This is a genomic window from Stenotrophomonas sp. PvP093 (genome assembly GCF_017876915.1).
In the GTDB taxonomy this organism is placed as follows: Bacteria; Pseudomonadota; Gammaproteobacteria; order Xanthomonadales; family Xanthomonadaceae; genus Stenotrophomonas; species Stenotrophomonas muris.
In genome coordinates this window covers 2,424,524-2,445,085 of record NZ_JAGIOX010000004.1, presented here as the reverse complement: position 1 = coordinate 2,445,085, position 20,562 = coordinate 2,424,524, and the positions used below count along the sequence as shown (strand labels likewise).

At 67.3% G+C, this 20,562-nt stretch carries 20 protein-coding genes; 5 read left to right on the top strand and 15 right to left on the bottom strand.

What is annotated here, in order from left to right; genetic code table 11:
* Window positions 1-48 precede the first annotated feature (48 nt).
* The 9 genes from J3A72_RS13840 to J3A72_RS13800 form a co-directional block, all read right to left on the bottom strand.
* Window positions 49-582, bottom strand: a complete 534-nt coding sequence (locus tag J3A72_RS13840) for a lipocalin family protein (RefSeq protein ID WP_049420343.1) — start codon at window positions 580-582, stop codon at window positions 49-51.
* 8 nt (window positions 583-590) lie between these two features.
* Window positions 591-1,664 carry a class I SAM-dependent methyltransferase gene (locus tag J3A72_RS13835; RefSeq protein ID WP_075075973.1) on the bottom strand — a complete coding sequence of 358 codons (1,074 nt, stop codon included), beginning with the start codon at window positions 1,662-1,664 and terminating at the stop codon, window positions 591-593.
* Window positions 1,661-2,446 (bottom strand): DUF1295 domain-containing protein, encoded by a 786-nt coding sequence (locus J3A72_RS13830; protein WP_075075972.1) that lies wholly within the window; start codon window positions 2,444-2,446, stop codon window positions 1,661-1,663. Before J3A72_RS13830 ends, J3A72_RS13835 begins: the two co-directional genes overlap by 4 nt.
* Window positions 2,443-2,988 (bottom strand): DUF2878 domain-containing protein, encoded by a 546-nt coding sequence (locus J3A72_RS13825; RefSeq protein WP_075075971.1) that lies wholly within the window; start codon window positions 2,986-2,988, stop codon window positions 2,443-2,445. Before J3A72_RS13825 ends, J3A72_RS13830 begins: the two co-directional genes overlap by 4 nt.
* Window position 2,989: 1 nt before the next feature.
* Window positions 2,990-4,249, bottom strand: a complete 1,260-nt coding sequence (locus J3A72_RS13820) for a cyclopropane-fatty-acyl-phospholipid synthase family protein (protein ID WP_041863424.1) — start codon at window positions 4,247-4,249, stop codon at window positions 2,990-2,992.
* On the bottom strand, window positions 4,246-5,013 hold the full coding sequence (locus J3A72_RS13815) for a DUF1365 domain-containing protein (protein WP_014647127.1): 768 nt from the start codon (window positions 5,011-5,013) through the stop codon (window positions 4,246-4,248). The genes J3A72_RS13820 and J3A72_RS13815 overlap by 4 nt, the downstream gene beginning before the upstream one ends.
* A complete protein-coding gene (locus J3A72_RS13810; RefSeq protein WP_049439856.1) occupies window positions 5,010-6,287 on the bottom strand; it encodes an FAD-dependent oxidoreductase in 1,278 nt (425 codons plus the stop codon). Before J3A72_RS13810 ends, J3A72_RS13815 begins: the two co-directional genes overlap by 4 nt.
* 1 nt (window position 6,288) lies before the next feature.
* Window positions 6,289-7,239, bottom strand: a complete 951-nt coding sequence (locus J3A72_RS13805) for an acyl-CoA desaturase (RefSeq protein WP_075075970.1) — start codon at window positions 7,237-7,239, stop codon at window positions 6,289-6,291.
* 81 nt (window positions 7,240-7,320) lie between these two features.
* A complete protein-coding gene (locus tag J3A72_RS13800) occupies window positions 7,321-8,088 on the bottom strand; it encodes a hypothetical protein (protein WP_075075969.1) in 768 nt (255 codons plus the stop codon).
* Window positions 8,089-8,222: 134 nt separating this feature from the next.
* Here J3A72_RS13800 and J3A72_RS13795 point away from each other — a divergent pair, with 134 nt between their 5' ends.
* Genes J3A72_RS13795 through J3A72_RS13785 form a run of 3 tightly spaced genes read left to right on the top strand, consistent with a single transcriptional unit; the run spans window position 8,223 to window position 10,223 of the window.
* Window positions 8,223-8,846 (top strand): sigma-70 family RNA polymerase sigma factor, encoded by a 624-nt coding sequence (locus tag J3A72_RS13795; protein WP_014647131.1) that lies wholly within the window; start codon window positions 8,223-8,225, stop codon window positions 8,844-8,846.
* Window positions 8,843-9,517, top strand: coding sequence for a ChrR family anti-sigma-E factor (locus J3A72_RS13790; RefSeq protein WP_075075968.1), 675 nt, complete (start codon window positions 8,843-8,845; stop codon window positions 9,515-9,517). The genes J3A72_RS13795 and J3A72_RS13790 overlap by 4 nt, the downstream gene beginning before the upstream one ends.
* Before the next feature lie 13 nt (window positions 9,518-9,530).
* Window positions 9,531-10,223, top strand: coding sequence for an oxidoreductase (locus J3A72_RS13785; RefSeq protein WP_032961090.1), 693 nt, complete (start codon window positions 9,531-9,533; stop codon window positions 10,221-10,223).
* A 2-nt stretch (window positions 10,224-10,225) separates the two neighbouring features.
* Here the strand turns inward: J3A72_RS13785 and J3A72_RS13780 are convergent, their stop codons facing one another.
* From J3A72_RS13780 to J3A72_RS13770, 3 genes are read right to left on the bottom strand one after another with little or no spacing between them, the layout of a single operon-like run.
* Window positions 10,226-12,625 carry a hybrid sensor histidine kinase/response regulator gene (locus tag J3A72_RS13780; RefSeq protein WP_075075967.1) on the bottom strand — a complete coding sequence of 800 codons (2,400 nt, stop codon included), beginning with the start codon at window positions 12,623-12,625 and terminating at the stop codon, window positions 10,226-10,228.
* Window positions 12,618-13,085: a response regulator gene (locus tag J3A72_RS13775; RefSeq protein ID WP_049467664.1), complete on the bottom strand. Its 468-nt coding sequence runs from the start codon at window positions 13,083-13,085 to the stop codon at window positions 12,618-12,620. Before J3A72_RS13775 ends, J3A72_RS13780 begins: the two co-directional genes overlap by 8 nt.
* Window positions 13,082-15,319 carry an ATP-binding protein gene (locus J3A72_RS13770; protein WP_075075966.1) on the bottom strand — a complete coding sequence of 746 codons (2,238 nt, stop codon included), beginning with the start codon at window positions 15,317-15,319 and terminating at the stop codon, window positions 13,082-13,084. Before J3A72_RS13770 ends, J3A72_RS13775 begins: the two co-directional genes overlap by 4 nt.
* Window positions 15,320-15,582: 263 nt before the next feature.
* Here J3A72_RS13770 and J3A72_RS13765 point away from each other — a divergent pair, with 263 nt between their 5' ends.
* Window positions 15,583-15,876 (top strand): hypothetical protein, encoded by a 294-nt coding sequence (locus J3A72_RS13765; RefSeq protein ID WP_014647137.1) that lies wholly within the window; start codon window positions 15,583-15,585, stop codon window positions 15,874-15,876.
* Window positions 15,877-15,892: 16 nt separating this feature from the next.
* Here J3A72_RS13765 and J3A72_RS13760 read toward each other — a convergent pair whose 3' ends face one another.
* Complete coding sequence (locus J3A72_RS13760) at window positions 15,893-16,378, bottom strand: TspO/MBR family protein (RefSeq protein WP_075075965.1); 486 nt, start codon at window positions 16,376-16,378, stop codon at window positions 15,893-15,895.
* Window positions 16,379-16,449: 71 nt separating this feature from the next.
* Window positions 16,450-18,645, bottom strand: coding sequence for a hypothetical protein (locus tag J3A72_RS13755; RefSeq protein WP_075075964.1), 2,196 nt, complete (start codon window positions 18,643-18,645; stop codon window positions 16,450-16,452).
* A gap of 133 nt (window positions 18,646-18,778) precedes the next feature.
* Here J3A72_RS13755 and J3A72_RS13750 point away from each other — a divergent pair, with 133 nt between their 5' ends.
* On the top strand, window positions 18,779-19,258 hold the full coding sequence (locus J3A72_RS13750) for a GNAT family N-acetyltransferase (RefSeq protein WP_075075963.1): 480 nt from the start codon (window positions 18,779-18,781) through the stop codon (window positions 19,256-19,258).
* A 22-nt stretch (window positions 19,259-19,280) separates the two neighbouring features.
* On the opposite strand, the gene J3A72_RS13745 is transcribed toward J3A72_RS13750, so the two are convergent.
* A complete protein-coding gene (locus tag J3A72_RS13745; RefSeq protein WP_075075962.1) occupies window positions 19,281-20,399 on the bottom strand; it encodes a sensor histidine kinase in 1,119 nt (372 codons plus the stop codon).
* Window positions 20,400-20,562: the final 163 nt, after the last annotated feature.

Genomic DNA, 20,562 nt, shown 5'->3' with positions numbered 1-20,562 from the left:
TGTCGACACGCCCTGCCGTCAGCAGGCGCTGCGTGGATGACCGATGGCTCAGCGCACCGACTGCGGCACGCGCCTCAGCTTTGCGGTGTCGTAACCCATGGCCGCGATGCGCTGCACGGCCTGCTGGTAGTCGCTCTCGGACACCTGTGGCGTGCGTGCCATGTACCACACGTAGTCGCGCTTGCTGCGCGCGACGATGGTCTGGCCGTAGTCATCGCGCAGCCAGGCAATCACATACTCGGCCTGGATCGGCCAGATGAACTGCATGCCCCAGAGGGCGCCGTTGCCGTCCTTCTCGACCCGTCCCACAGGGTGCATCGACTTCTGGGGGGCGTCGAAGCTGCCCTTGCGATAGGTGAAGGTGGTCTGGATGCGCCCGTCGGGCTTCAATGCGTAGCTCTCCACCGCATCGAAAGCTTTGCGCTCCGGCCATGAGGGGATGTGGGCGATCACATACCAGTCGCCCATGAAGCGTGGCACGTCCACTGAGGGCGGGCGGGGCAGGGGACGGGTATCGGTGGAGCTGCAGCCGGAACCAAACAGGCTCAATGCCAGCAGGGGAAGCAGCGAGCGCATGCGCATGTCACACCTCAACGGGGGCGGAACAGATAGTGGGCGACCAGCCACTGCTGGCCGTCGTCGTAGCCGAACAGCTCGGCGCATGCCATCCAGAACATGCGCCAGCGCTGCCACCAGATCTTCGCGGCGGCCTGGCCGTAGGTCGCGACCAGCACCGGCATCACCGCCTCGCGTGCTGCATCCTGGTTGGCCAGCCAGTGGTCGGCCGTGCGCTGGTAGTGGGTGCCGTCCAGCAACCAGCGCTGGTCAAGCCGCAGGTCGCGCTGGAAATGCAGCAGCGTGTCGGCCGCCGGCATCAGGCCACCAGTGAAGAAATGGCGGCCCATCCAGTTGTCGCCGCCCTCGGTCTCGAACGGGTACATCAGCGTGCGGTGGGCGAAGATGTGCACGAACAGCGCGCCGTCGGGCTTCAGCCACTGGCTGATGCGCGCCAGCAGGCGCTCGTAGTTGCGCACATGCTCGAACATTTCCACCGAGACGCAGCGGTCGAAGCGTGCGGTTGGCAGCTCGAGCTGGTTGACGTCGCGGGTGATCACCTCGACGTTGTGCAGCCCCCGGGCCTGGCACTGCGCCATGATGTGCTGGCGCTGGCTGTGCGAATTGGACACGGCGGTGATCGCGGCGGTGGGATAGCGCTCGGCCATCCACAGGGTCAGCGAACCCCAGCCGCAGCCCAGTTCGAGGATCTGCTGGCCATCGGCCAGTCCGGCGCGCTGGCCGTACAGCTCCAGCATGGCGTCCTCCGCCTGGTCCAGCGTTTCGCGCCCGGTGGCGTAGTAGCAGCTGCTGTACTTCAGGCGCCTGCCCAGGCAGGCCTGGAAGAAGGCCGCCGGAACCTCATAGTGCTGGCGGTTGGCCGCGTCGGTATGCAGCGCGAGCGGGCTGTCGGCCAGCTCGGCGATGCGACGGCCGAAGCGTGCGGACTGTGCTTCGATACCGCCCAGCATTTCCTCGTGCAGGCGTTGCGCGCACAGGCGACGGATGCCGGCGCGCAGCGCGGCATCGGGAACCAGGCCGCGTTCGGCCCAGGCGATCAGCCCGGTTTCCGCGTCGTCGGCCGGGGTCAGTGACGGAATCGCGCTCATGCGGAATGCTCCTTGGAAGGACGAGGGAACCAGGGGAAGAACATCGGCGTGCTGCGCTGGTAGGCGCGGTAATCGTCGCCGCGGCTGCGCAGCGCCTGCTTTTCGGTGAATGGAATGCCGCTCAGGTAGCGCAGGAACACATACATCAGCAGCGGGCCGGACCACGCCAGCCACCACAGCGGCGAGCCGACCGCGAGCAGGACATAGCTGAACCAGTGCAGCCACTCGAAGAAGTAGTTCGGGTGGCGGGAGTAACGCCAGAGCCCGTCGCGGCAGGTGCGACCCTGGTTTGCAGGATCCGCGCGGAACCGGGCCAGCTGATGGTCGGCCAGGCTCTCGCCGCCGACGCTCAGCAGCCAGACGAGTGCGGCGGCCACGACCCACAACGTCATGCTGGTCTGTGGATTGGCAGCCACCGCGACGAAGGGCAGGGCGAACAGCACGACCAGCAGTGCCTGGGCGATGAAGAAGCCGAAGATCTTGGCTTGATGCCCTTGCCAGTACTCGCGCAGATAACGGTAGCGACCGTCTTCCTGTTCATGGCGGACCCGATGCCACAGGTGCAGTGCCAGTCGGCTGCCCCACAGGCCACCGAGCACGCCCAGTGCAATGCGTGGCGCCGCCGCACCATCGCCGAGCCACGCCAGCAACAGGGCCGAAGCACCCACGCCCTTGGCCCAGAGCACATCGACCACGCCGATGTTGCGGTGGCGCCGCTGCCAGGCCCAGCCCCAGCTCATCACCAGCACGGCATACAGCAGTACCCACACCAGATTGATCATGACGGCGCTCCGGCCAAGGGCGGCGGGATGGTGCGGGAGCCGCGACGAGCGGCCATGCACAGCAGCGAAAGCGCGATGCTCCAGCCCACCCCCAGTACCAGCAGGCCCTGCCACAGCGGCGTAGTGAATCGAACCGCATCGAAACCGCGCGCTGCGGAGAGATAGGCCAGCGGGGCCAGCAGCAGGCCGAACGCGGCTGGCAGGGCAGGGTGGCGAAGCAGGGAGCGCATCGAAGTGGTCAGCGTCATCGCAAACGCGGCCCACAACGCCATGATCCAAAGGGGTGGCGTCCAGCCCAGCGGGGCCGCGGCGTAGCGTACGGTGCCGCTGGCGGCGGCACTGGCGTCGACCAGCCACGCGCAGGCCAGCGCCAACAGCATCAGCCGAAGATCCAGCCGAGGTTGCGACGAGGTCAGCAGCTGGCTGCCGATGTAGAGCGACGCTGCCAGCAGCGCCGGCCATTGCCAGCCGCGCCCGGCGCCGGCCACGGCGCACAGCCAGACCAGCTGGTTGCCCAGCAGATTGGCCCAGAACCGGCGCACCTCAGCCGCCTTGACCCGATGCGCCAGCGGGACGATGCCCGGGGCGCGCCAGCAGCAGATGCGAAACGCCGATCGAACGCTCCAGGAAGCCGCCCTCGCAATAGGCCAGGTAGAACTCCCACATCCGGCAGAAGCGCGTATCAAAGCCCTGTGCCTGCACAGCGGGCAGCTGGGCAAGGAAGCGTTGGCGCCAGGCGCGCAGGGTCAGTGCGTAGGAGTGACCGAAATCCTGCTGGGCGACCAGCTGCAGGTCACTGGATCGGGTCTTGGCCGCCATGATCGCGTTGATCGACGGAATGAAGCTGCCCGGAAACACATAGCGCTTGATGTAGTCGACGCTGCGCCGTGCCTGCTCGTAGCGGTGATCTTCGATGGTGATGGCCTGCAGCAGGGCGACACCATCGGGCTTGAGCAGGCGCTGCAGCGTTGCCATGTAGGTGTCCAGGTATTCGGCGCCGATGGCTTCGATCATCTCGATCGATACCAGCTTGTCGAACTGGCCCTGCAGGTCGCGGTAGTCCTGCATCAACAGCGTGACCTTGTCCTGCAGCCCGGCGACGCGGACGCGCTCGCTGGCCAGTGCATGCTGCTCGGCGGAGATCGTGGTTGTGGTGACGTGGCAGCCGTAGTGCTGCGCCGCGTGCAGCGCAAAACCACCCCAGCCGGTACCGATCTCCACCACGCGGTCGCCCGGCTTGAGCTGCAGCTGCTGGCAGATGCGGTCCAGCTTGCGCCGCGAGGCGGATTCCAGCGACTCGCCCTCTTCGGCGAACAGGGCCGAGGAGTACATCAGGTCCGGTGACAGGAACAGGGCGAAGAAGTCGTTGCCGAGGTCGTAGTGCGCGGCGATGTTGCGGCGGCTGCCTTCGCGGCTGTTGCGGCGCAGGCGGTTCCAGCCGCGCAGCAGCCAGCCTCCCACGCGCGCCGGGCCGTGTTCCATGCTGTCGAGCAGATCGCGGTTGCGCACCAGCAGCCGTATCAGGGCGACCAGGTCGTCACAGCGCCATTCGCCATGGATGTAGCTTTCGCCGGCGCCGACGCTGCCCTGGGCCGCCACCTTGCGATAGAACGCCGGGTCCTCGATGGTGACGGTGACATGCAGCTCACCGCGGGCATCGCCCAACCAGACTTCGCCCAGCGCGTCGCGCACGCACAGGCGGCCGTCGCGCATCGGGGCGAGCTGGGCCAGCAGGCGGCGGCGCAGGAAGGCATCCAATGCGCCGGGGCGCGGCAGCGCGACCGAAGGAATCATCGAATTCATCGCGGTTTCTCGGCAAGGGTAGGGTGGTCGTGTACGGGATTGCGTTTCAGCCACAGCCGCAACGCATGCCAGTGGATGGCGGCCACCACCTGGGTGGTCATCAGTGGATAGCAGGCCAGGACGCGGGCCAGCCCGCGGCCATCCAGGGGGTGTCGTTGCATGACCTGGGTGGCATCAAACTGGCGCGCGCCGTCGCGCCAGACCTGCATGTGCACGCGCAGGTCCTCATCAGGGCAGTTGAACCGCCAGTCGTAATGACAATCCATCGGCATGAAGGGCGAGACATGGAAGCACTTGTCGAACCGCCAGCGCAGCGAGGTGCCTTCCTGCGTGGCCGTTGCGACCGGCAGCACGTAGGCGTGCCGTTCCTTCCAGGGTGTGTTGGTGATCTCGGCGACGATGCAGTCCAGCGTGCTGCCATCGGCCCGGTAGCAGTAGTAGAAGCTGACCGGGTTGAACACGTGACCGGCGAAGCGCAGATGGGTGAGCAGGCGGACCGGGCCGGTGGGCCGGTAGCCCAGGGTTGATGCAGCGTGGTCGCGCACTGCATCGGCCAAGGGCCGCGCGGGATCGCCGAAGTAGTCGCTGCGACGGAACTCGGCCAGATTGCGGCGATTGATCGACCACAGCCAGCGCCCGGCGAACACGCTGTCGAGTTCATCCAGGTCGAGCAGCAGCTGTGCGATCGGATAGCGGAACGCATGCGGGTGTGGCAGGTGCCTGCGGTGCGCCACCTGCCCGAAGTAGAGCGCACTGGCGCTCATGCGGCCACCTCGCCGGGAGCCGCCATGACGTGGTGCGGTTCACAGGTGCGCAGTGCATCGACCACGCGGCGGGCGCTGCGGATGCCGTCCTCATGGAAGCCCCAGCCCCAATAGGCGCCTGCGAACCAGGTGTGGCGGCGGCCCTGCAGCTCGGCCCAGCGCTGTTGCGCGCGCACTGCGGCATGGTCGTGCACCGGGTGCGCATAATGCAGGGTGCGCAGCACCTTGCCCGGGTCGATTGCCTCGCTGCGGTTGAGCGTTACCACCAGGGGCGTGCTGCCGGGCAGGCCCTGCAGCTGGTTCATGCAGTAGCTGACCGTGCAGGGCGCAGCAGGGTCGCGGGGCACATGGGCATTCCATGCCGCCCACGCCTTGCGGTTGCGCGGCAGCAATGACGCGTCGGTGTGCAGCACCGCTTCGTTGGCCTGGTAGCGGATGGCGCCGAGCACGTCGCGTTCGATGGGGTCGGCGTCACGCAGCAGCGCCAGGGCCTGGTCGCTGTGGCAGGCCAGGATGACCTCATCGAAGCCTTCCACGCCGGCCGCGCTGTGCACGCGAGCGCCCCACGGCATGCGCTCGACCGACTGTACCGGGCACTCCAGCCGCTCATGCACCCGCCAGCGGGCGCGCAGGGCGTCGACATAGCGGGCCGATCCACCGCTCACCACCCGCCAGGGTGCACGCCCGGTCATCTGCAGCATCTGGTGGTTGGCCATGAACTGGGCCAGATAGCGCGCCGGGAAGTCCATCACCGTGGCCGTCGGGGACGACCACAGCGCGGAGGCCATCGGCAGCAGGTGCTCGTCGATGAAGGCATCGCCGTAGCGCTGGCTGCGCAGGTACTGCCCCAACGTTGGGCCCTCGTCTTCTGCCAGCAACAGGGGGGCATCGCGGTAGAACCGGCGCAGGTCGGCCAGCATGCCCCAGAACCGCGGCGACACCAGGTTGCGGCGCTGGCAGAACAGGCCATCCAGCGAGGTGGCGTTGTACTCCACGCCGCTGCGCTCGCTGTGCATCGAGAAGCTCATCGTGGTCGGCTGCGAGGCTACGCCCAGCTCGTCGAACAGTGCGGTCAGCAGCGGGTAGTGCTGGGGATTGAACACGATGAAGCCGGTGTCCACCGCCATGCGGACGCCATCCACCTGCACGTCGTGGGTGTGGGTATGGCCGCCCAGATAGTCGTTGGCCTCGAACAGCGTGACGTCGTGTTCGCCGTCCAGCCACCAGGCGCTGGCCAGTCCGGCAATGCCCGAACCGATGATCGCGATGCGCATGTCAGTACCTCGCCTTGGCCAGCACCCACTCGGGAATCGGCTTGAGCCCTTTGACCAGCCCAAGCGCCGCCATCGCGCGCAGTCCATACCAGGTCAGGTCCACTTCCCACCAGCGGAAGCCCTGGCGGACGGTGCCCGGGAAGAAGTGGTGGTTGTTGTGCCAGCCTTCGCCGAAGGTGAGCAGCGCCAGCCAGAGATTGTTGCGGCTGTCATCGCGGGTCTCGAAGCGGCGGCGACCGAAGCGATGGGCCAGCGAATTGATGGTGACCGTGGCGTGGAACAGCACGATCGTGGAGATGAAGAAGCCCCACACCAGCAATTGCGAGCCGGAGGTATGCAAGCCTGGCGCCCAGCGCTCCAACCCGGCGCCCAGTGCATACAGCGCTGCGGCCAGCAGTACCGGCACAGCCGTATCGAAGCGGTCCAGCCAGCGCAGCTCCGGGTAGCGCGCCAGGTCGGGCACCCGCGACAGGTCGGTGGCAAAGGCCTCGCGGGTCAGGAACCAGCCCATGTGGCTGCGCCAGAAGCCGCCCTCACGGGGGGAGTGCGGGTCCAGCGGCTGGTCGGCGTGACGGTGGTGGTGGCGATGGTGGGCGGCCCACCACAGCGGCCCGCGCTGTACGCTGGAGGCGCCTATCACCGCGAACACGAACTGCACCGGCCGCGATGCCTGGAAGGTGCGATGCGAGAAGTAGCGGTGGTAGAACGCCGTGATGGCGAACATGCGCACCGCATAGAGTGCTGCAGCCACGATCACCGCTGTCCACGAGATGCCCACCCAGATCACTGCGATGCAGGCCAGGTGCATCAGCGCGAAGGGCACGGCGCGCACCCAGTCGATCCGCCCCGGCCGCTCGCCGGTGGCCTCTGCGGCGTTGCCGGTATCGAACCAGCGCTGCAGCGTGCGCAGCAGGCGCCAGCGTCGACGGGGGAGGGGCGCTACAGAGGCCATGGCGGATCTCGGCGGGTTTCGTGTCTTCCTCTACGCGGCAGAAGGCCCACTGGATGCGGAGCGCGGCAGGAAATTTGGATTTCACCTGGCCGTAACGGTGCAGCGATCTGTCAGCGGCTGCGCCCAGGCCTGCTGCCATTCGCTGGCGGGGCGACCAGCCGCTGCGGCGATGAAGCGCACCGTCACCTGTGGATAGGCACCGCGTTGATCGCGCAGGTTGCTGGTGCCACGGAACTCCAGCAGGCGCTGGTCAGCGCTGGCATATACCAGCGCAAGGCGTGGCGCGATGCCGCCGTACCAGGTGTCCAGGCTGACCTCGATCGACTGCGCATCGATCCCCTGCCAGCGCTGCGGGCCGGTGCGCCTTACCTGTACCGGGAAGTAGCGCTGCCGCGCTGGAACCAGGAAGGGCAGGGTCACACGCTCGCCGCGCATGAGCGCCTGCCAATGCAGGCGCACCGCCGCGTCGAACCCTGCGTCGATGACCGCGCCGGTCGGCAGGTCGAGCTCGCGCTGCACCGGTGGGCTGCCGGCATCCTCCTTCCACGCGATCGAGACCCTGCCGCTGGCGGCCTCGACGTCGGCCTTCTGGCCGCTGCGCCGGTCCTCCAGGGTATAGCCGCGCGCCTGTGGGTCCGCGCTGGCCGGCAGGTGCTTGCGGGCGAAAGGCCGCCCGTCCGCGCATTGGTACTGCACCCAGCGCTCGGCACCCTCGGCCGCATCGCGTCGCCAGTGCACCTCGCGGTAGAGCAGGTCGCCGCGCGACGACGTTGCTACCCCCTCGCTTCGCAGCCAGGGCGCGGCCAGCGCGACATGGGGCAGGCACAGCAGCAGCCAGGCGGTACGCATCGCGTTCATCCGGGAAAGGAGGGCTGAGGTCATACGGCGGTGATGGGCGGTTGGATGCGTCTGCAGCGGCTGCATCCAATCACGGCCCCTGCGCGTACAGAGGACAGACCTTCACCCGCCCGCCGCGAACGCCGATGTACCCTGACGCCGCCAGCAACCCCCTCAACTTCGATACCGCACGCATCGTGTCCAGTTCCCAGCAGCCGAGCAGCGAGCCGACGAACTGGGCCGGTGACATGGACGGCGTGGCACGGCTTCGTGACCGCGACTGTTTCATGCGGATCTATGATTACTTCATGCCGCGGCTGTGCGTATACCTGCGGGGCCTGGGCGTGCCTGACGCGGTGGCCGAGGAACTGGCGCAGGAGAGCCTGCTGCGGCTATGGCTGCGCGCGGCCGACTTCGATCCCGCGCAGGGTGCGCTGAGCACGTGGCTGTATCGCATCGCCCGTAACCTGCACATTGACCGCATCCGCCGCGAGCGCAGCTGGATGCAGGTGCAGGCAGCCGTCGAGGACGCAGCAACCCTGGATGTGATCGAACGCAGCAGCGCCGAACAGTTTGCCGACCAGGCCCGGCTGCGCCAGCGCATCAACGAACTGCCCGCCGTGCAGGCGCGCCTGGTGCGCATGTCCTATTTCGAGGCCAAGAGCCACAGCGAGATCGCCGAGGCGATCGGCATGCCCTTGGGCACGGTCAAGTCGCATCTGCGGCGCGCGTTCCTGCAGCTGCAGGCCAAAGTGGGAGGTGCGCTGTGAACCCGCGCCACCACCTGCACGAATCGACGTTGATGAGCTATGCCGCAGGCGCGCTGCCCGCGCCACTGAGCGTGGTCGCGGGTACGCATCTGGAGCAGTGCCCGCACTGCCGCCAGCGCCTGCGCGAGGCCGAGGCGATCGGCTCGGTGCTGCTCGAGCAGACCCAGCCGCCCGCGCCTGATCCACGCCGCGAACAGCTGCGCGAGGCCATGCTGATGCAGCTGGCTGCGGAAATGCCGATTGCCATGGACCAGGCCGCGCGTCCCGTGCCGAAGGAGCGGCCCGAGGCCGACCCGGACCATCTGCCTGCCTCGCTGCACCCCTACTTCGGGGCATCGCTCAGTGGGTTGCGTTGGCGCTGGATGGCACCCGGCGTGCACTGCATCCGTGCCGAGCAGATGCCTTCGCTGATCATGCTGAGGATCGCCCCGGGCAAATGCCTGCCCATGCACAGCCATGGCCGCAGCGAGCTGACCCAGATCCTGCGCGGTTCCTACAACGATGCGCTGGGGCTGTTCGCCCCCGGCGACGTGGCGGACCTGGATGAAGACGTGGAGCATCAGCCGGTGACCGCGCCGGGGGTGCCGTGCATCTGTGTGTCGGCGCTGGATGCACCGCTGGTGTTCAGCGGGTGGCTGGCGCGCAAGATCCAGCGGTTCGTGAAACTCTAGTGCGGCCCTGGCCATGGCTCAGGCACGGACATTGCGGATTCTCCTGACCGGCGCTGCAGGCCTGGTGGGGCAGGGCGTTGCCCTGGCCTGCCAGCGCTCGCCGCAGGTTGCCGGCCTGACCGCGCTGGTGCGGCGCCCGGGCAGCCTGCGCGGGCCCGGCAGCGAACGGGTGGTCCCGGATTTCCTGCACATCGACGCGCAGCGTGATGAACTGGCCGGGTACGACGCCTGCTTCTACTGTGCCGGTGCGCCTCCGGTCGGCACTGCCGAGGCCGAATACCGGCGCGTGACCCTGGACACCACACTGGCAGTGGCCCGCGCCTGGGCTGCGGTGAATCCGCAGGGGTCCTTCCTGTATGTCTCCGGCGCAGGCGCGGACCCGCAAAGCCGGCTGATGCCGCTGCGGGTGAAGGGCGAGACCGAGCGGGCGTTGCAGGCGCTGCCGCTGCGCGCGGTGATGCTGCGTCCGGGCGGGGTCCGGCCGGTGCCGGGGACAGGTACCCGGCATGCCCTGTTGAAGCCCCTGTACTGGGGCGGCGCACCGTTGATGAAACTGGCCGGTGCGCTCGCGCCCTCGCTGATGACCAGCAACCTGGCGCTGGGCATGGCCATGATCGCCCTGGCCGGAAGAGAAAACCCGCCGGCCACGATCGAGTGCGCGGATATCAACCGGATCGCGGCAGGCATGCGCGATGCGTCCGCCTGACCTCAGCGCGGCGCAGCCTCCAGCGCGGTGCGCACTGCCAGCGCAAGGTCACTGCGGGTAAATGGCTTTGGCAGCAGGGCGGCTGCACGTCCCTGCGCGCCAACCGCATCGTGGTCGCGTGGATAGCCTGACGTGAACAGGACCGCGATTGCCGGCCAGCGTTCACGCACCTCACGCACCAGCTCCCAGCCGGACATGCCCGGCATCACCACGTCCGAGAACAGCAGGTCGACCTTGGTGTCCGGCCGTTCCAGCAGCCGCAACGCCGAGGGGCCGTCGTGCGCTTCCAGCACGCGGTAGCCCAGCAGGCGCAGCGCATCGACTGTATGCGCACGGACATCGTCGTTGTCCTCGGCCACCAGCACGGTTTCCTCGCGTGGCGAGTAGCCGGCCAGGCCCGTCTGCGGGACGCGAGCCTCGCAAGGCAGCGCCAGAGGCGAGCGCGGGAACATCATGGTGATGCTGGTACCGCCGCCTTCCACCGAATCGATCAGCACGTGGCCACCGGACTGCTTCACGAAGCCGTGCACCATCGACAGGCCGAGCCCGGTGCCGCGGCCGACCTGCTTGGTGGTGAAGAACGGCTCGAACACGCGCGCCAGGGTGGCCGCGTCCATGCCGTGGCCGTTGTCGCGCACCCGCAGCATCACATACTCGCCGGGGGACGCATCCGGGAACAATGCGGCGTAGTCGTGGTCGAGGTGGCTGTTGTCGACTTCGATCACCAGGCGGCCGCCGTGCGGCATCGCGTCGCGCGCATTGACCGCCAGGTTCAGCACCGAGGCTTCCAGCTGGCTGATGTCGATCTCCACGCACCAGATGTCCTCGGCGGTGCGGATGTCCAGTTGCACCAGTTCGCCCAGTGCCCGCTGCAGCATGTCCTGCATGTCCAGCAGGCACTCATTGAGGTTGGCTGCCTGGCTGCGCAGCGGCTGGCGCCGGGCAAAGGCGAGCAGGCGCTGGGTGAGGCTGGCGGCACGGCCAACCCCCTTCAGGGCATTGTCCAGGGCGCGGCTGGCCATCGCGCCGGGCTCGCCGGCCCGTTCACTGAGCAGCATGGCGTGCTCGATGTTGCCCGAGATCACGGTCAGGATGTTGTTGAAATCATGCGCGATGCCGCCGGTGAGCTGGCCGACCGCCTCGATCTTCTGCGACTGGCGAAGCGCATGCTCGGCCTGCCGCCGCGCAGTGGTTTCCACCGCCTCCGATACCACGGCGGTGACCACGCCGTCGGCGTCCAGCAGCGGGCGCAGCGAGACGTCGAAGCTGCGCCGGCCGGTGGGCAGTTCCAGCTCGAGGGAATGCAGCGAGCTGCGACCCTGTGCCGCCGCGGCGACGGCCTGGTCAACCACCGCGCCGACGCCGTCGGTGTTGGCGAACCACAGGGATTCGCCGAAGCGCTGGCCGACAATGTCCTTCTTGTCCGCCAGCACGGCGGCCAATGAGGCGTCATTGGCATCGACCACGCGCCCGGACAGATCCAGCAACACCTGATGCTGGAAGCTGGATTCGAAGATCGCCTGCAGCCGCCGCTTGCTGGCCCGGAGTTCGGCGGTGCGCGCCTGCACCTGCTGCTCCAGGGCCTGGTTGTCCTCACGCAGGGCCAGTTCGGCCTGCTTCAACACCGATACGTCGCTACCCATGCAGATGTAGCCGACCACGCTGCCGTCGGCGGCATGCTCCGGCACGCAGTCCATCTGCACGAATCGTGACTGGCCGCTGCGATGCACGAGCTCGACCTGGAAGCTGGTGCGCTCGCCCTGCAGCACGCGTTCCAGGCTGGGGAGGGCACGTTCGAAGGCGCTGATGCCGCTGACATCGCGGGCAAGGCGTCCCAGCAATTCGGCCTGGCTCACGCCATGCCAATCCAGGAACGCCTTGTTCGCGAAGCGGTAGCGGTGGTCCTTGTCGAGCCGGGCGATCAGCGCCGGAACGGCGTCGGTCACCTGCTGCAGCTGCGCCTGGCTCTCATTGAGCGCAGCCTGCGCCTGCACCAGCTGGTTGCGCTCGTGGGCTTCCTGCCGCGCGCGACGGATGGCATCCGGCAAGCGCTGCAGGCGCTGCTTCACCACATAGTCGCGTGCGCCGCGGGTCAAGGCCTGCACGGCCAGCTCTTCGGTCAGGGTGCCGGAGACGAAGATGAATGGCGTGTGCGGGATGCGCTCGCGCGCCAGCGCAAGGGCGGCATCGCCATCGAATCCGGGCAGTACGTGGTCGGCCAGGATGATGTCGAAGGGGCGATTGTCGATCGCCTCGATGAACGCATTGCGGGTCCACAGCCGCTCGGCCTCGAAGTCGAGGCCTGCGCGCTGCAGCTGTGCGCTGATCAGCTCCGCGTCAAGCGCGCTGTCCTCCAGCATGAGGATGCGCAGGCGCTCACTGCGGCGCGATCCATCACGCATGGTGCTGCCCCGAACCGTTGGGCCGGTGCGGCGGTGGCTGGTTGGTGATGCCCCAGAACATGCCCAGCCCCTGGATGGCATCGAAGAATTCCTTGAAATCGACCGGCTTGACCACGAATGCATTGACGCCCAGTTCGTAGCTCCGCACCAGGTCCTGTTCCTCGCGCGAGGAGGTCAGCATCACGATCGGGGTGCTGCTCAGCTGCGCGTCGCCACGGACCTGTTCGAGCACTTCCAGGCCATTGACCTTGGGCAGCTTCAGGTCCAGCAGCACCACGACCGGGCCACCGTGCATGGCGCCGGCGAACTTGCCTTCGCAGCGCAGGTAGTCCAGCGCCTCGGCGCCATCGCGCACGTGGACGACGTCGTTCAGCAGCTGGCAGCGTGACAACGCGGCCATCGTCAGCTCGGCGTCTTTGGGGCTGTCCTCGACCAGGAGGATCGGCCGCAGGTCCCTCATGGGTGATCTCCTGTGGAACGGGGTAGGGTGAAATGGATCGTGGCGCCCTTGCCGGGTTCGCCCTCGGCCCAGGTGCGGCCGCCGTGGCGGCCGATGATGCGGCGCACATTGGCCAGGCCGATGCCGGTGCCTTCGAATTCCTCGACGTGATGCAGGCGCTGGAACACGCCGAACAGCTTGTCCACGTAGCGCATGTCGAAGCCGCAGCCGTTGTCGCGTACGAAGAAATGATCTTCGTCGTTGTTGCGTTCGTGGCCGACCTCGATAACCGCCTGCTCGCGCTCGCGGGTGAACTTGATCGCGTTGCCCAGCAGGTTCTGCCAGACCAGGCGCAGCATGGTCGGATCGGCCTCGACTTCCGGCAGCGGCGCGAGCGTCCATTGCACCTCGCGGCCGGCATAGTCCAGGGCCAACGTCCTGCGCACGTCCTCGGCCAGTGCAGCCATGTCCAGCCGCACCCGGCCCACCGTCGAGCGGCCCATCTGCGAGAAGCTGAGCAGGTCATCCACCAACGTGCCGGCCGATTTCGCCGATTCCACGATGGTGTCGAGGAAGCGGCGTTCGGTGTCGTTGAGGCGCTCGCCCGCAGAGCTGCCCAGCAGCTCCGAGTAGCCGACGATGTGGCGGAAGGGAGCGCGCAGGTCGTGGCTGACCGAATAGGAGAACGCTTCCAGTTCCTTGTTGCTGCGCACCAGCTGTTCGTTCAGCTCCGCCATTTCCTCGGCCTTGCGCAGCACGATGTCGACAATGGCGGTGCGCATTTCGTGCGCGGCATCGCAGTCGGCATCACTCCACGGCAGGCTGCGCTGCTGCACGGTCTCCTTCCACGCCTCGAACGAGTTGCGCGGCGACAGGGCCACGCCGGGTGCCTCGGTCTTGCGCGGGTCGCCCCCCCAGCGCACGGTGCGCACGACCTCCGGCCGGAACCACATCAGGTAGCTGTGATGGAGCTGCGAGATCGACACCGCCAGCAGGCCACTGGCCACGTCGGTCAGGCACGCGGCAGGCGACCAGTCGGCGGCCAGATGATCGGTGCAGTACATTTCCTGCCCGGCGTGCTGGTTGGCCAGCCAGTCGGCCAGGGCCAGCACCTCGCTGGGGGGCGGGCACTGCCCCACGCGCATGCAGTCCCCCTTGTGCACGATGGCCGCGCCGGCCGCGCCGGTCAGGGACAGCAGGCTGGCCTCATCGTGGCGCAGCGCCGCCATGAACTCTTCGTCCCCGGCCATGCGTGCCAGCAGCTTGACCAGCACCGAGCGACGGGCCACGCGTTCCTCGATCGCGCGCGCGCGCTCCTTCAGCGCGATCTGCAGCGACAGGATCTGGCCCATGAACTCACAGGCCGTACGCACGTGGTACGGCAGGCGGCGCGGCTGCACCGCGTGGCAGGACACCAGGCCCCACAGCTGCCCTTCGTGCACCAGCGACACCGACATTGATGCCCCGGTGCCCATGTTGCGCATGTACTGCAGGTGCACGGGCGAGACGCTGCGCAGCACGGCCAGGCTCAGGTCGGTGGGCGGCGCGTCGCGATGCGCTTCCGCGCGCAGCAACGGTGCAGGGGTGTAATCGCTGTCCGCAATCAGGCGCACCCGGTTGCGGCGGTACAGCTCACGCGCCTGGGCGGGGATGTCCGATTCGGGGAAGCGCAGGTCCAGATAGGAGGGCAGCAGGCCGTTGCCGTCCTCGGCCACCACCGTGCCATTCCAGCCTGCATCGAACTGGTAGACCAGGGTGCGGTCGAAGCCGGTGAGGCGTCGCACATGCGCGGCGGCCAGCCTGCACAGGTCTTCCACCGTCGTGGCGGTCTCGATGCCGGACATCAGCTCGCGGATCGCCGGGTACAGCTCTTCCAGCGAACCGGGCTGGCCCGGAACCGGCGCCTCCAGTTCAACCAGAAGGTCGGTTGCAGACCGGTGCACGAGCAGCTGGTGGCGGCCATGGCCATCCAGATGCACCGCGCCTACGTGTGCGCTGCTGCCAACCGTGGCCTGCTGCAACACCGCCTGGAACGGCGCCAGCACGCCACCCATCACCTCGGCGACGTGTTGCGTCAACGGCTCGCCGAACTGCTGCAGCAGGGCGGGGTGGCTGATGGCGCGCTCACGCACCTGCAGCGAGTGCGGTTCCACCACCAGAAGCACACCGTACGGCTGGATCGCGCCGGGGGTATGGATCGGTTCGCGCGCGCAACGCGACAGGGCAGCGTCGTGCGTGGGCTCAGCAGAAGGCATCAAGGGCGGGACTCATGATTCGTGAAGGGCAGGAACGACCCAGCGGTGTATCCGGTAACCATGGATGGTGAAGCAAAAGAGCGTATCCGCCTACCTCCCTGTGCATGTGGCGTGTCCTCCCTCTGAAACTGAATTCTTCATACAAGCAGCGATGCGCATGCGGCAGGCGTCTCTGCCGGCTTCGCGGCCAGTGCATCTGCGCTGCACGCCAGCTCGACAGCGGCTGCCCTAGGGTGGCTCGACTTCCGTCGGATACCACGCCCGTGAACCTGCAGACCCTGCCTTCTACGCCGTACCGCATGCTGGCTGACAGCTGCCAGTTCGAACTGCTGGATGTGGATGCACTGCAGGACCCCGCCAGTGGCCGGTTGCTGCACCTGTATTCGCTGGTGGCCCGCTGCCTGTCCTGCGAGACGGTGTTCAAGGCCGAAGAAGGACAAGGCCTGGTCAGCCATTCGTCGGCGCGCGTGGTGCGTTGCCCCACCGGCTGCGGGCAGCAGGCGTTCAAGCCGGCGCTGCTGAGGAACTGGCGCCCCCAGGTCGTGGCCCAGGCGTAAGTGATGCGGCGCGCTGTCACAGCAGCCCGGGGTTGGCACGCCAGATTGCGAAGTTGAGCGCCGAGGCGAAGCAAATCCAGGCCAGATAGGGCAGCAGCAGTACGGCTGCCATCGTGCGGACGCGCACGAACGCGAGCATCGTCGCGCACACCAGCGCCACCAGCACCAGGATGTCGACGAAGGCCAGGGCGCCCAGCTTCCAGCCGAAGAACAGCCAGCTCCACAGTGCATTGATGGCCAGCTGCACCAGATAGAGCCACAGCGCAGGCCGCGCGCCGCGCCAGCCGCGCTCCCGCCAGACCAGCCACGCCGCAATCGCCATCATGGCGTACAGCAGGGTCCATGCCGGGCCAAACACACCGGCAGGCGGCGCCCATGCAGGCAGGACGAGGGTGGCATAGAAGCTGGCGGCGGACGTCGAGGCCCACGCGCCCAGTGCGGCGGCGGCGAAGGTGATCGCCACCCATCCCAGAAGGCCATAGGCCTGTGTGCGCTTGTTCATTGCGTGCAACTCGTCAATTGGGGCGTCGGTGTATACGCACCGGGGCCGCCAATGGATGCAGACGGTTGCCTTCAGGGCGACGAGCCTGCAGCACCCGTGCCCTGGCCCGCTGGCAGCAGCGAAGGCTGCTGGTCAAACCACTCGCGTGCCCTGGCCAGATGCCATTGGCGCTGGTCGCCGTCCAGCTCGATGCCCGCACCCAGCAGCCCCCACCGTAGATAGAGATCACCACGCTTGCGCTGTTCCAGCAGATCCAGCCGCGCGCGTACCGACAGGCGGTCGTTCTCGGCCCGCAGGCCATCGATGACCAGATGGCCAGGGCGCCAGCGCAGCGTCGCCTGCGCCTGTACCTGTCCGGAATCCAGCAGGGACAAGGTCCAGCGCGGGTAGTCGGTGCGCTCTGCGAACAGCGCCAGCAACGGTCGCGCATCGCTGAGATCGAGGTCCGTGGTGGCATCCACCTGGAACGGCGACTGCGCATCGATGCGCCCACGCCTGAAGTCCACGCGGCCTTTCCATGCCGTCGAGCCCTGCGTGCCCGCCACCTGCACGTTGCGCAGCTCGACCTTGGTGCCGGACAGATCGAAATGACGCTGGTTGAAGTCTCCCCGGCGCAGTGTTGCGTTCACGTCGATATCGCCGCCCATGTCCAGCCCTGCCACCTTTGCACTGGCGTTGCGCCCCAACAGCCGGGCCGTGCCATGGCCAACGCGCCCGTCGGTATCGAGGGTCGCATCACCACTCACGGTGCCGGTGCCACGGAGCAGTCGCACCTGGGGCGAACCCAGGTAGCGGTTGTAGGCGGTCAGATCAGGGATGGTGGCTTCACTGAAGCGCAGCTGCGCGCGGACGCCTTTGCGCAGTTCCTGCAGGCGGCCATCGCCGGTCAGGTCCAGGGCCAGATCCCGGCCGTCGAACAGGCGTACGTCCTTGGCATCGCTTGGCCGCGCGGTGAAGCGGGGCAACCGGACGGCCAGCCGCGCCTGGCTGGGCGTGCCGGCCTTCAGTTCGCCGTGGGCACTGGCCGTGCCTGCCAAGCGCACACCCGCCACCTCGGCCACGGCTTCGGCCGCAGGAATGTCCACGGTGCTGCCTTCGGTCAGCTCGCCGTTGCGAAGGCGCAGGTCCGCCTTCAGCGTGCCGCCGCCATCCAGCTGCAGCCACGGCTTGCGCAGGAACAGGGCAGGGATCCAGTTGAGCGAGGTGAACGTCCATTCGCCGCGCACTGTGCCAGAGCTGCGTTCCAGCAGCTGTGCGGGCTGTTGGAAGGGAATGTCCCGGCCACTGATATGCAGATCGGCATCCACCTCGGTGCCTGAACCGGACTTTGGCGGCAAGCGGGCCTGCAGGCGCAGGTCCCTGGCCACATTGAGTTGCAGCGCCAGCATGCCGCGATCGGGGGCGCCGTCGCCCAGGTAGAGCGGCACCTGCCACAGCGCGTGGTCTCCGGGCTGCAGTTGGCCATCGATCAGGCGGAGTGCGGCCTGCAGCCGTCCGGGCACTGGTGCGCTGGAGATCTTCGGCGTTGTGGCATTGGTGTCCATGCGCAGGCCCTGGCTGCGGGCATCGACCTCGAGCTGGGCATGCAGCAGCTTCAACTTGGCCAGGCCGGGCGCCTGGTCCCGATAATGGCGCGGATAGCTGAAGCGCGCGGTGAGATCCATGTCGCCCAACAGCTGCACGCCGTCAAAACTGGTGTCCGCATCGCTGAATGCAACCTCGGATTCGAACAGTTCCGACGGCCCGCCGCGCAGCTGCTTGAGGAAGCCCACCGTGCCCTGGCCCTGGCCGATGATCAGCAGCTTGCCGAAACGTGCGCTGCGGATACTGTCGCTGTGGATGGCATCGAAGCGCAGGGTCCAGCCGCGGTCGCTGCGCGGCGGTGGCGGGATGGCCTCTTCCACGCGGCTGATCTCGGCCGAAACCCCTGTGGCCTGCAGCCGGGGCACCCGCACCTCGCGCTGGAACAGGGGCAGTACCGCCAGACGAGCGCTGGCGCGGTCGGCGTGCAGCACGTAGACCGTGTGGTTCACATGGCCGCGCATGTGCACGTTCCAGGCGATGACATGGCCTGGCAGCACGGTAATGGCCGGCCCAGTGGTCATCACGAACTTGTGCGGCTTGCGGTTGGTGACCTGGTCGAACAGCGGTGTGTTGAGGAAGATGTTGCCGGCCAGCAGGTACAGCAGGTAGATGCCCAGCAGGACGCAGGCAGGAACACGCCACCGTCGAAGCCGGTGCGGGATGTGCGCGGAAACAGGGGGCATCTACTGCTCTGAAGGCCGGAATATCTGCAACTATTGCCGAGCCGATGGCGGTGGCGCGTGAAGCAGCTACGGAGCAGGCGTTGGATTCTGGTAGTGTCCGGCCTGGTCACCACCACAGATCTGCAGGAGTCGCATGGATATCCGGCCCGCCCGTGCAGGCGATTTCGACGTGATGTGGGGCATGTTCAAGCAAGCCATTGCGACGCAGAATGCGCTGCCCTTTGCTGGCTCTTTCGCCGTCGAGACGTTTCGCGCGCATTGGTTCCAGGCCCAGGCACCTCATGTAGCTGTGCTGGAGGGCCGGGTTGTGGGCATGTACAAGATGGGCCCGAATTTCCCTGACCTTGGGACGCATGTGGCCAGCGCCACGTATGTGGTCGACGCCGCGACACAGGGGCGGGGCGTGGGCCGAGCCCTGGTGGAACACAGCCTGGAGCGGGCGAGGGCGGAAGGGTTCCTGGCCATGCAGTTCAATTACGTGGTCAGCACCAACGGCCCGGCGGTGGCGCTGTACCGGAAGCTGGGGTTTGCGGTGGTTGGAACGCTGCCAGAGGCCTTCCGGCATGGCAGGCGCGGGTTGGTCGATTTCTTCGTAATGCACAGGTTCCTGTAGTGCCGTCGCCAGGTCGGCCGCATCAATCAGCATTCTTCGGGAGTGTGATGACGAATGAGGTGCGGCCATCACGCCATCGTCCACGAACAGTGCCGCGGTGCGCGTGGCAGATTTCCCGCACCAGGAACAGGCCGAGGCCAAGGCTCGCGTGTTCTCCCTGTGACGCGTTGTGCGAGCCTCGGCGCAAGGGATCGAACAGGCTGTTGAACGCTTCGTCCGACAGTTCGGCCCCCGTGTTGCTCACCGTGATCAGGATCTGGTCGGCGAGGCCCTCAACGCTGATCCGCACATCGGTGCCGTGTTCGCCGTACTTTGCGGCGTTGGTCGTGAGGTTGTGAACCGCCTCGCGCAACGAAGAGGCATCGAAGCAACCGCGGGCATCGCCTTCAACCTCATACGTGATAGGGACGTGGGGCAGGGCAGCGCGAAGCAATTCGACTTCCTCGCCAAGCGATTGGGCAAGATCGCAGTCCACCGGATGAATGGCCATCCCATCGCCCAGCTTTCTGCGGCTGTAAGCCAGCAGGTCGTCCAGCAGCTTTTTCATGCGCATGCTGCCGTTGATGATCCGCTCGGCCTGCTTGGCCAAAGCTGGGTCCTGCAGCCCACTGGCCAGGGTGTCTGCCGAGAAGATGATCGCTGCCAAGGGGCCTCGGAGATCATGCCCGAGCGCCGCGAGGAAGATCTGCCGCCAGGATTCGACCACGGCAGAGAACTGAGCAAGGGATTCGGCCACCGCCTGGTCGATGGCCTCATTGAAACGAAGGATGTCATCGATCGATGAAGTGACCAGCCGCTGGTCGGATGCCCATCGCCGAAGTACCGAAGCCCGAAGCGCTCGATACTCAGCCACCATCTGGTTGAGGCCAAAGCCGGCGATGGCGCGGGTTCGGCCATGATAGGACGCGGCGGACTCGGGGCCGGGTTTCAACGGTGCAAGCCCGTGGGACTTTGCGAGCTGCTGGGAGTCTGTCTGCGGCGATCTGAGATCGTCTATGACCGCCTGAAGAATCTGGGGAAGATGATTCCGAAGTTGCTTTGCGCTGAACTCGACGGTATCGGGTGCCTGCGTTTCGGCGAATGCCACCGCGTCGTCGAGGATTTCCCGCGCATTCCGTTCGATAAAATCAGCCAGGCGCATCGCCAAACCCGTCCTTAAGTGGTGCGCCGAGCCTACACGAGGGCGTTTGGATACGGGGTGAGAAAGGCTCGGCCTGTGGGGCGCGGTTCCGCCGGTGTTGGGGCGGCCATTTGAAGGGGGAGCCTGCAGCGCGGGTTGGGCCCGGGCGGCGGTCGCCCGGGCC

Bases quoted from the DNA above. Each gene is read 5' to 3' on its own strand.
- J3A72_RS13840 (WP_049420343.1), bottom strand. From the start codon at position 582: ATGCGCATGCGCTCGCTGCTTCCCCTGCTGGCATTGAGCCTGTTTGGT.
- J3A72_RS13835 (WP_075075973.1), bottom strand. From the start codon at position 1,664: ATGAGCGCGATTCCGTCACTGACCCCGGCCGACGACGCGGAAACCGGG.
- J3A72_RS13830 (WP_075075972.1), bottom strand. From the start codon at position 2,446: ATGATCAATCTGGTGTGGGTACTGCTGTATGCCGTGCTGGTGATGAGC.
- J3A72_RS13820 (WP_041863424.1), bottom strand. From the start codon at position 4,249: ATGAATTCGATGATTCCTTCGGTCGCGCTGCCGCGCCCCGGCGCATTG.
- J3A72_RS13815 (WP_014647127.1), bottom strand. From the start codon at position 5,013: ATGAGCGCCAGTGCGCTCTACTTCGGGCAGGTGGCGCACCGCAGGCAC.
- J3A72_RS13810 (WP_049439856.1), bottom strand. From the start codon at position 6,287: ATGCGCATCGCGATCATCGGTTCGGGCATTGCCGGACTGGCCAGCGCC.
- J3A72_RS13805 (WP_075075970.1), bottom strand. From the start codon at position 7,239: ATGGCCTCTGTAGCGCCCCTCCCCCGTCGACGCTGGCGCCTGCTGCGC.
- J3A72_RS13800 (WP_075075969.1), bottom strand. From the start codon at position 8,088: ATGCGTACCGCCTGGCTGCTGCTGTGCCTGCCCCATGTCGCGCTGGCC.
- J3A72_RS13795 (WP_014647131.1), top strand. From the start codon at position 8,223: ATGTACCCTGACGCCGCCAGCAACCCCCTCAACTTCGATACCGCACGC.
- J3A72_RS13785 (WP_032961090.1), top strand. From the start codon at position 9,531: ATGGCTCAGGCACGGACATTGCGGATTCTCCTGACCGGCGCTGCAGGC.
- J3A72_RS13780 (WP_075075967.1), bottom strand. From the start codon at position 12,625: ATGCGTGATGGATCGCGCCGCAGTGAGCGCCTGCGCATCCTCATGCTG.
- J3A72_RS13775 (WP_049467664.1), bottom strand. From the start codon at position 13,085: ATGAGGGACCTGCGGCCGATCCTCCTGGTCGAGGACAGCCCCAAAGAC.
- J3A72_RS13770 (WP_075075966.1), bottom strand. From the start codon at position 15,319: ATGCCTTCTGCTGAGCCCACGCACGACGCTGCCCTGTCGCGTTGCGCG.
- J3A72_RS13760 (WP_075075965.1), bottom strand. From the start codon at position 16,378: ATGAACAAGCGCACACAGGCCTATGGCCTTCTGGGATGGGTGGCGATC.
- J3A72_RS13755 (WP_075075964.1), bottom strand. From the start codon at position 18,645: ATGCCCCCTGTTTCCGCGCACATCCCGCACCGGCTTCGACGGTGGCGT.
- J3A72_RS13750 (WP_075075963.1), top strand. From the start codon at position 18,779: ATGGATATCCGGCCCGCCCGTGCAGGCGATTTCGACGTGATGTGGGGC.
- J3A72_RS13745 (WP_075075962.1), bottom strand. From the start codon at position 20,399: ATGCGCCTGGCTGATTTTATCGAACGGAATGCGCGGGAAATCCTCGAC.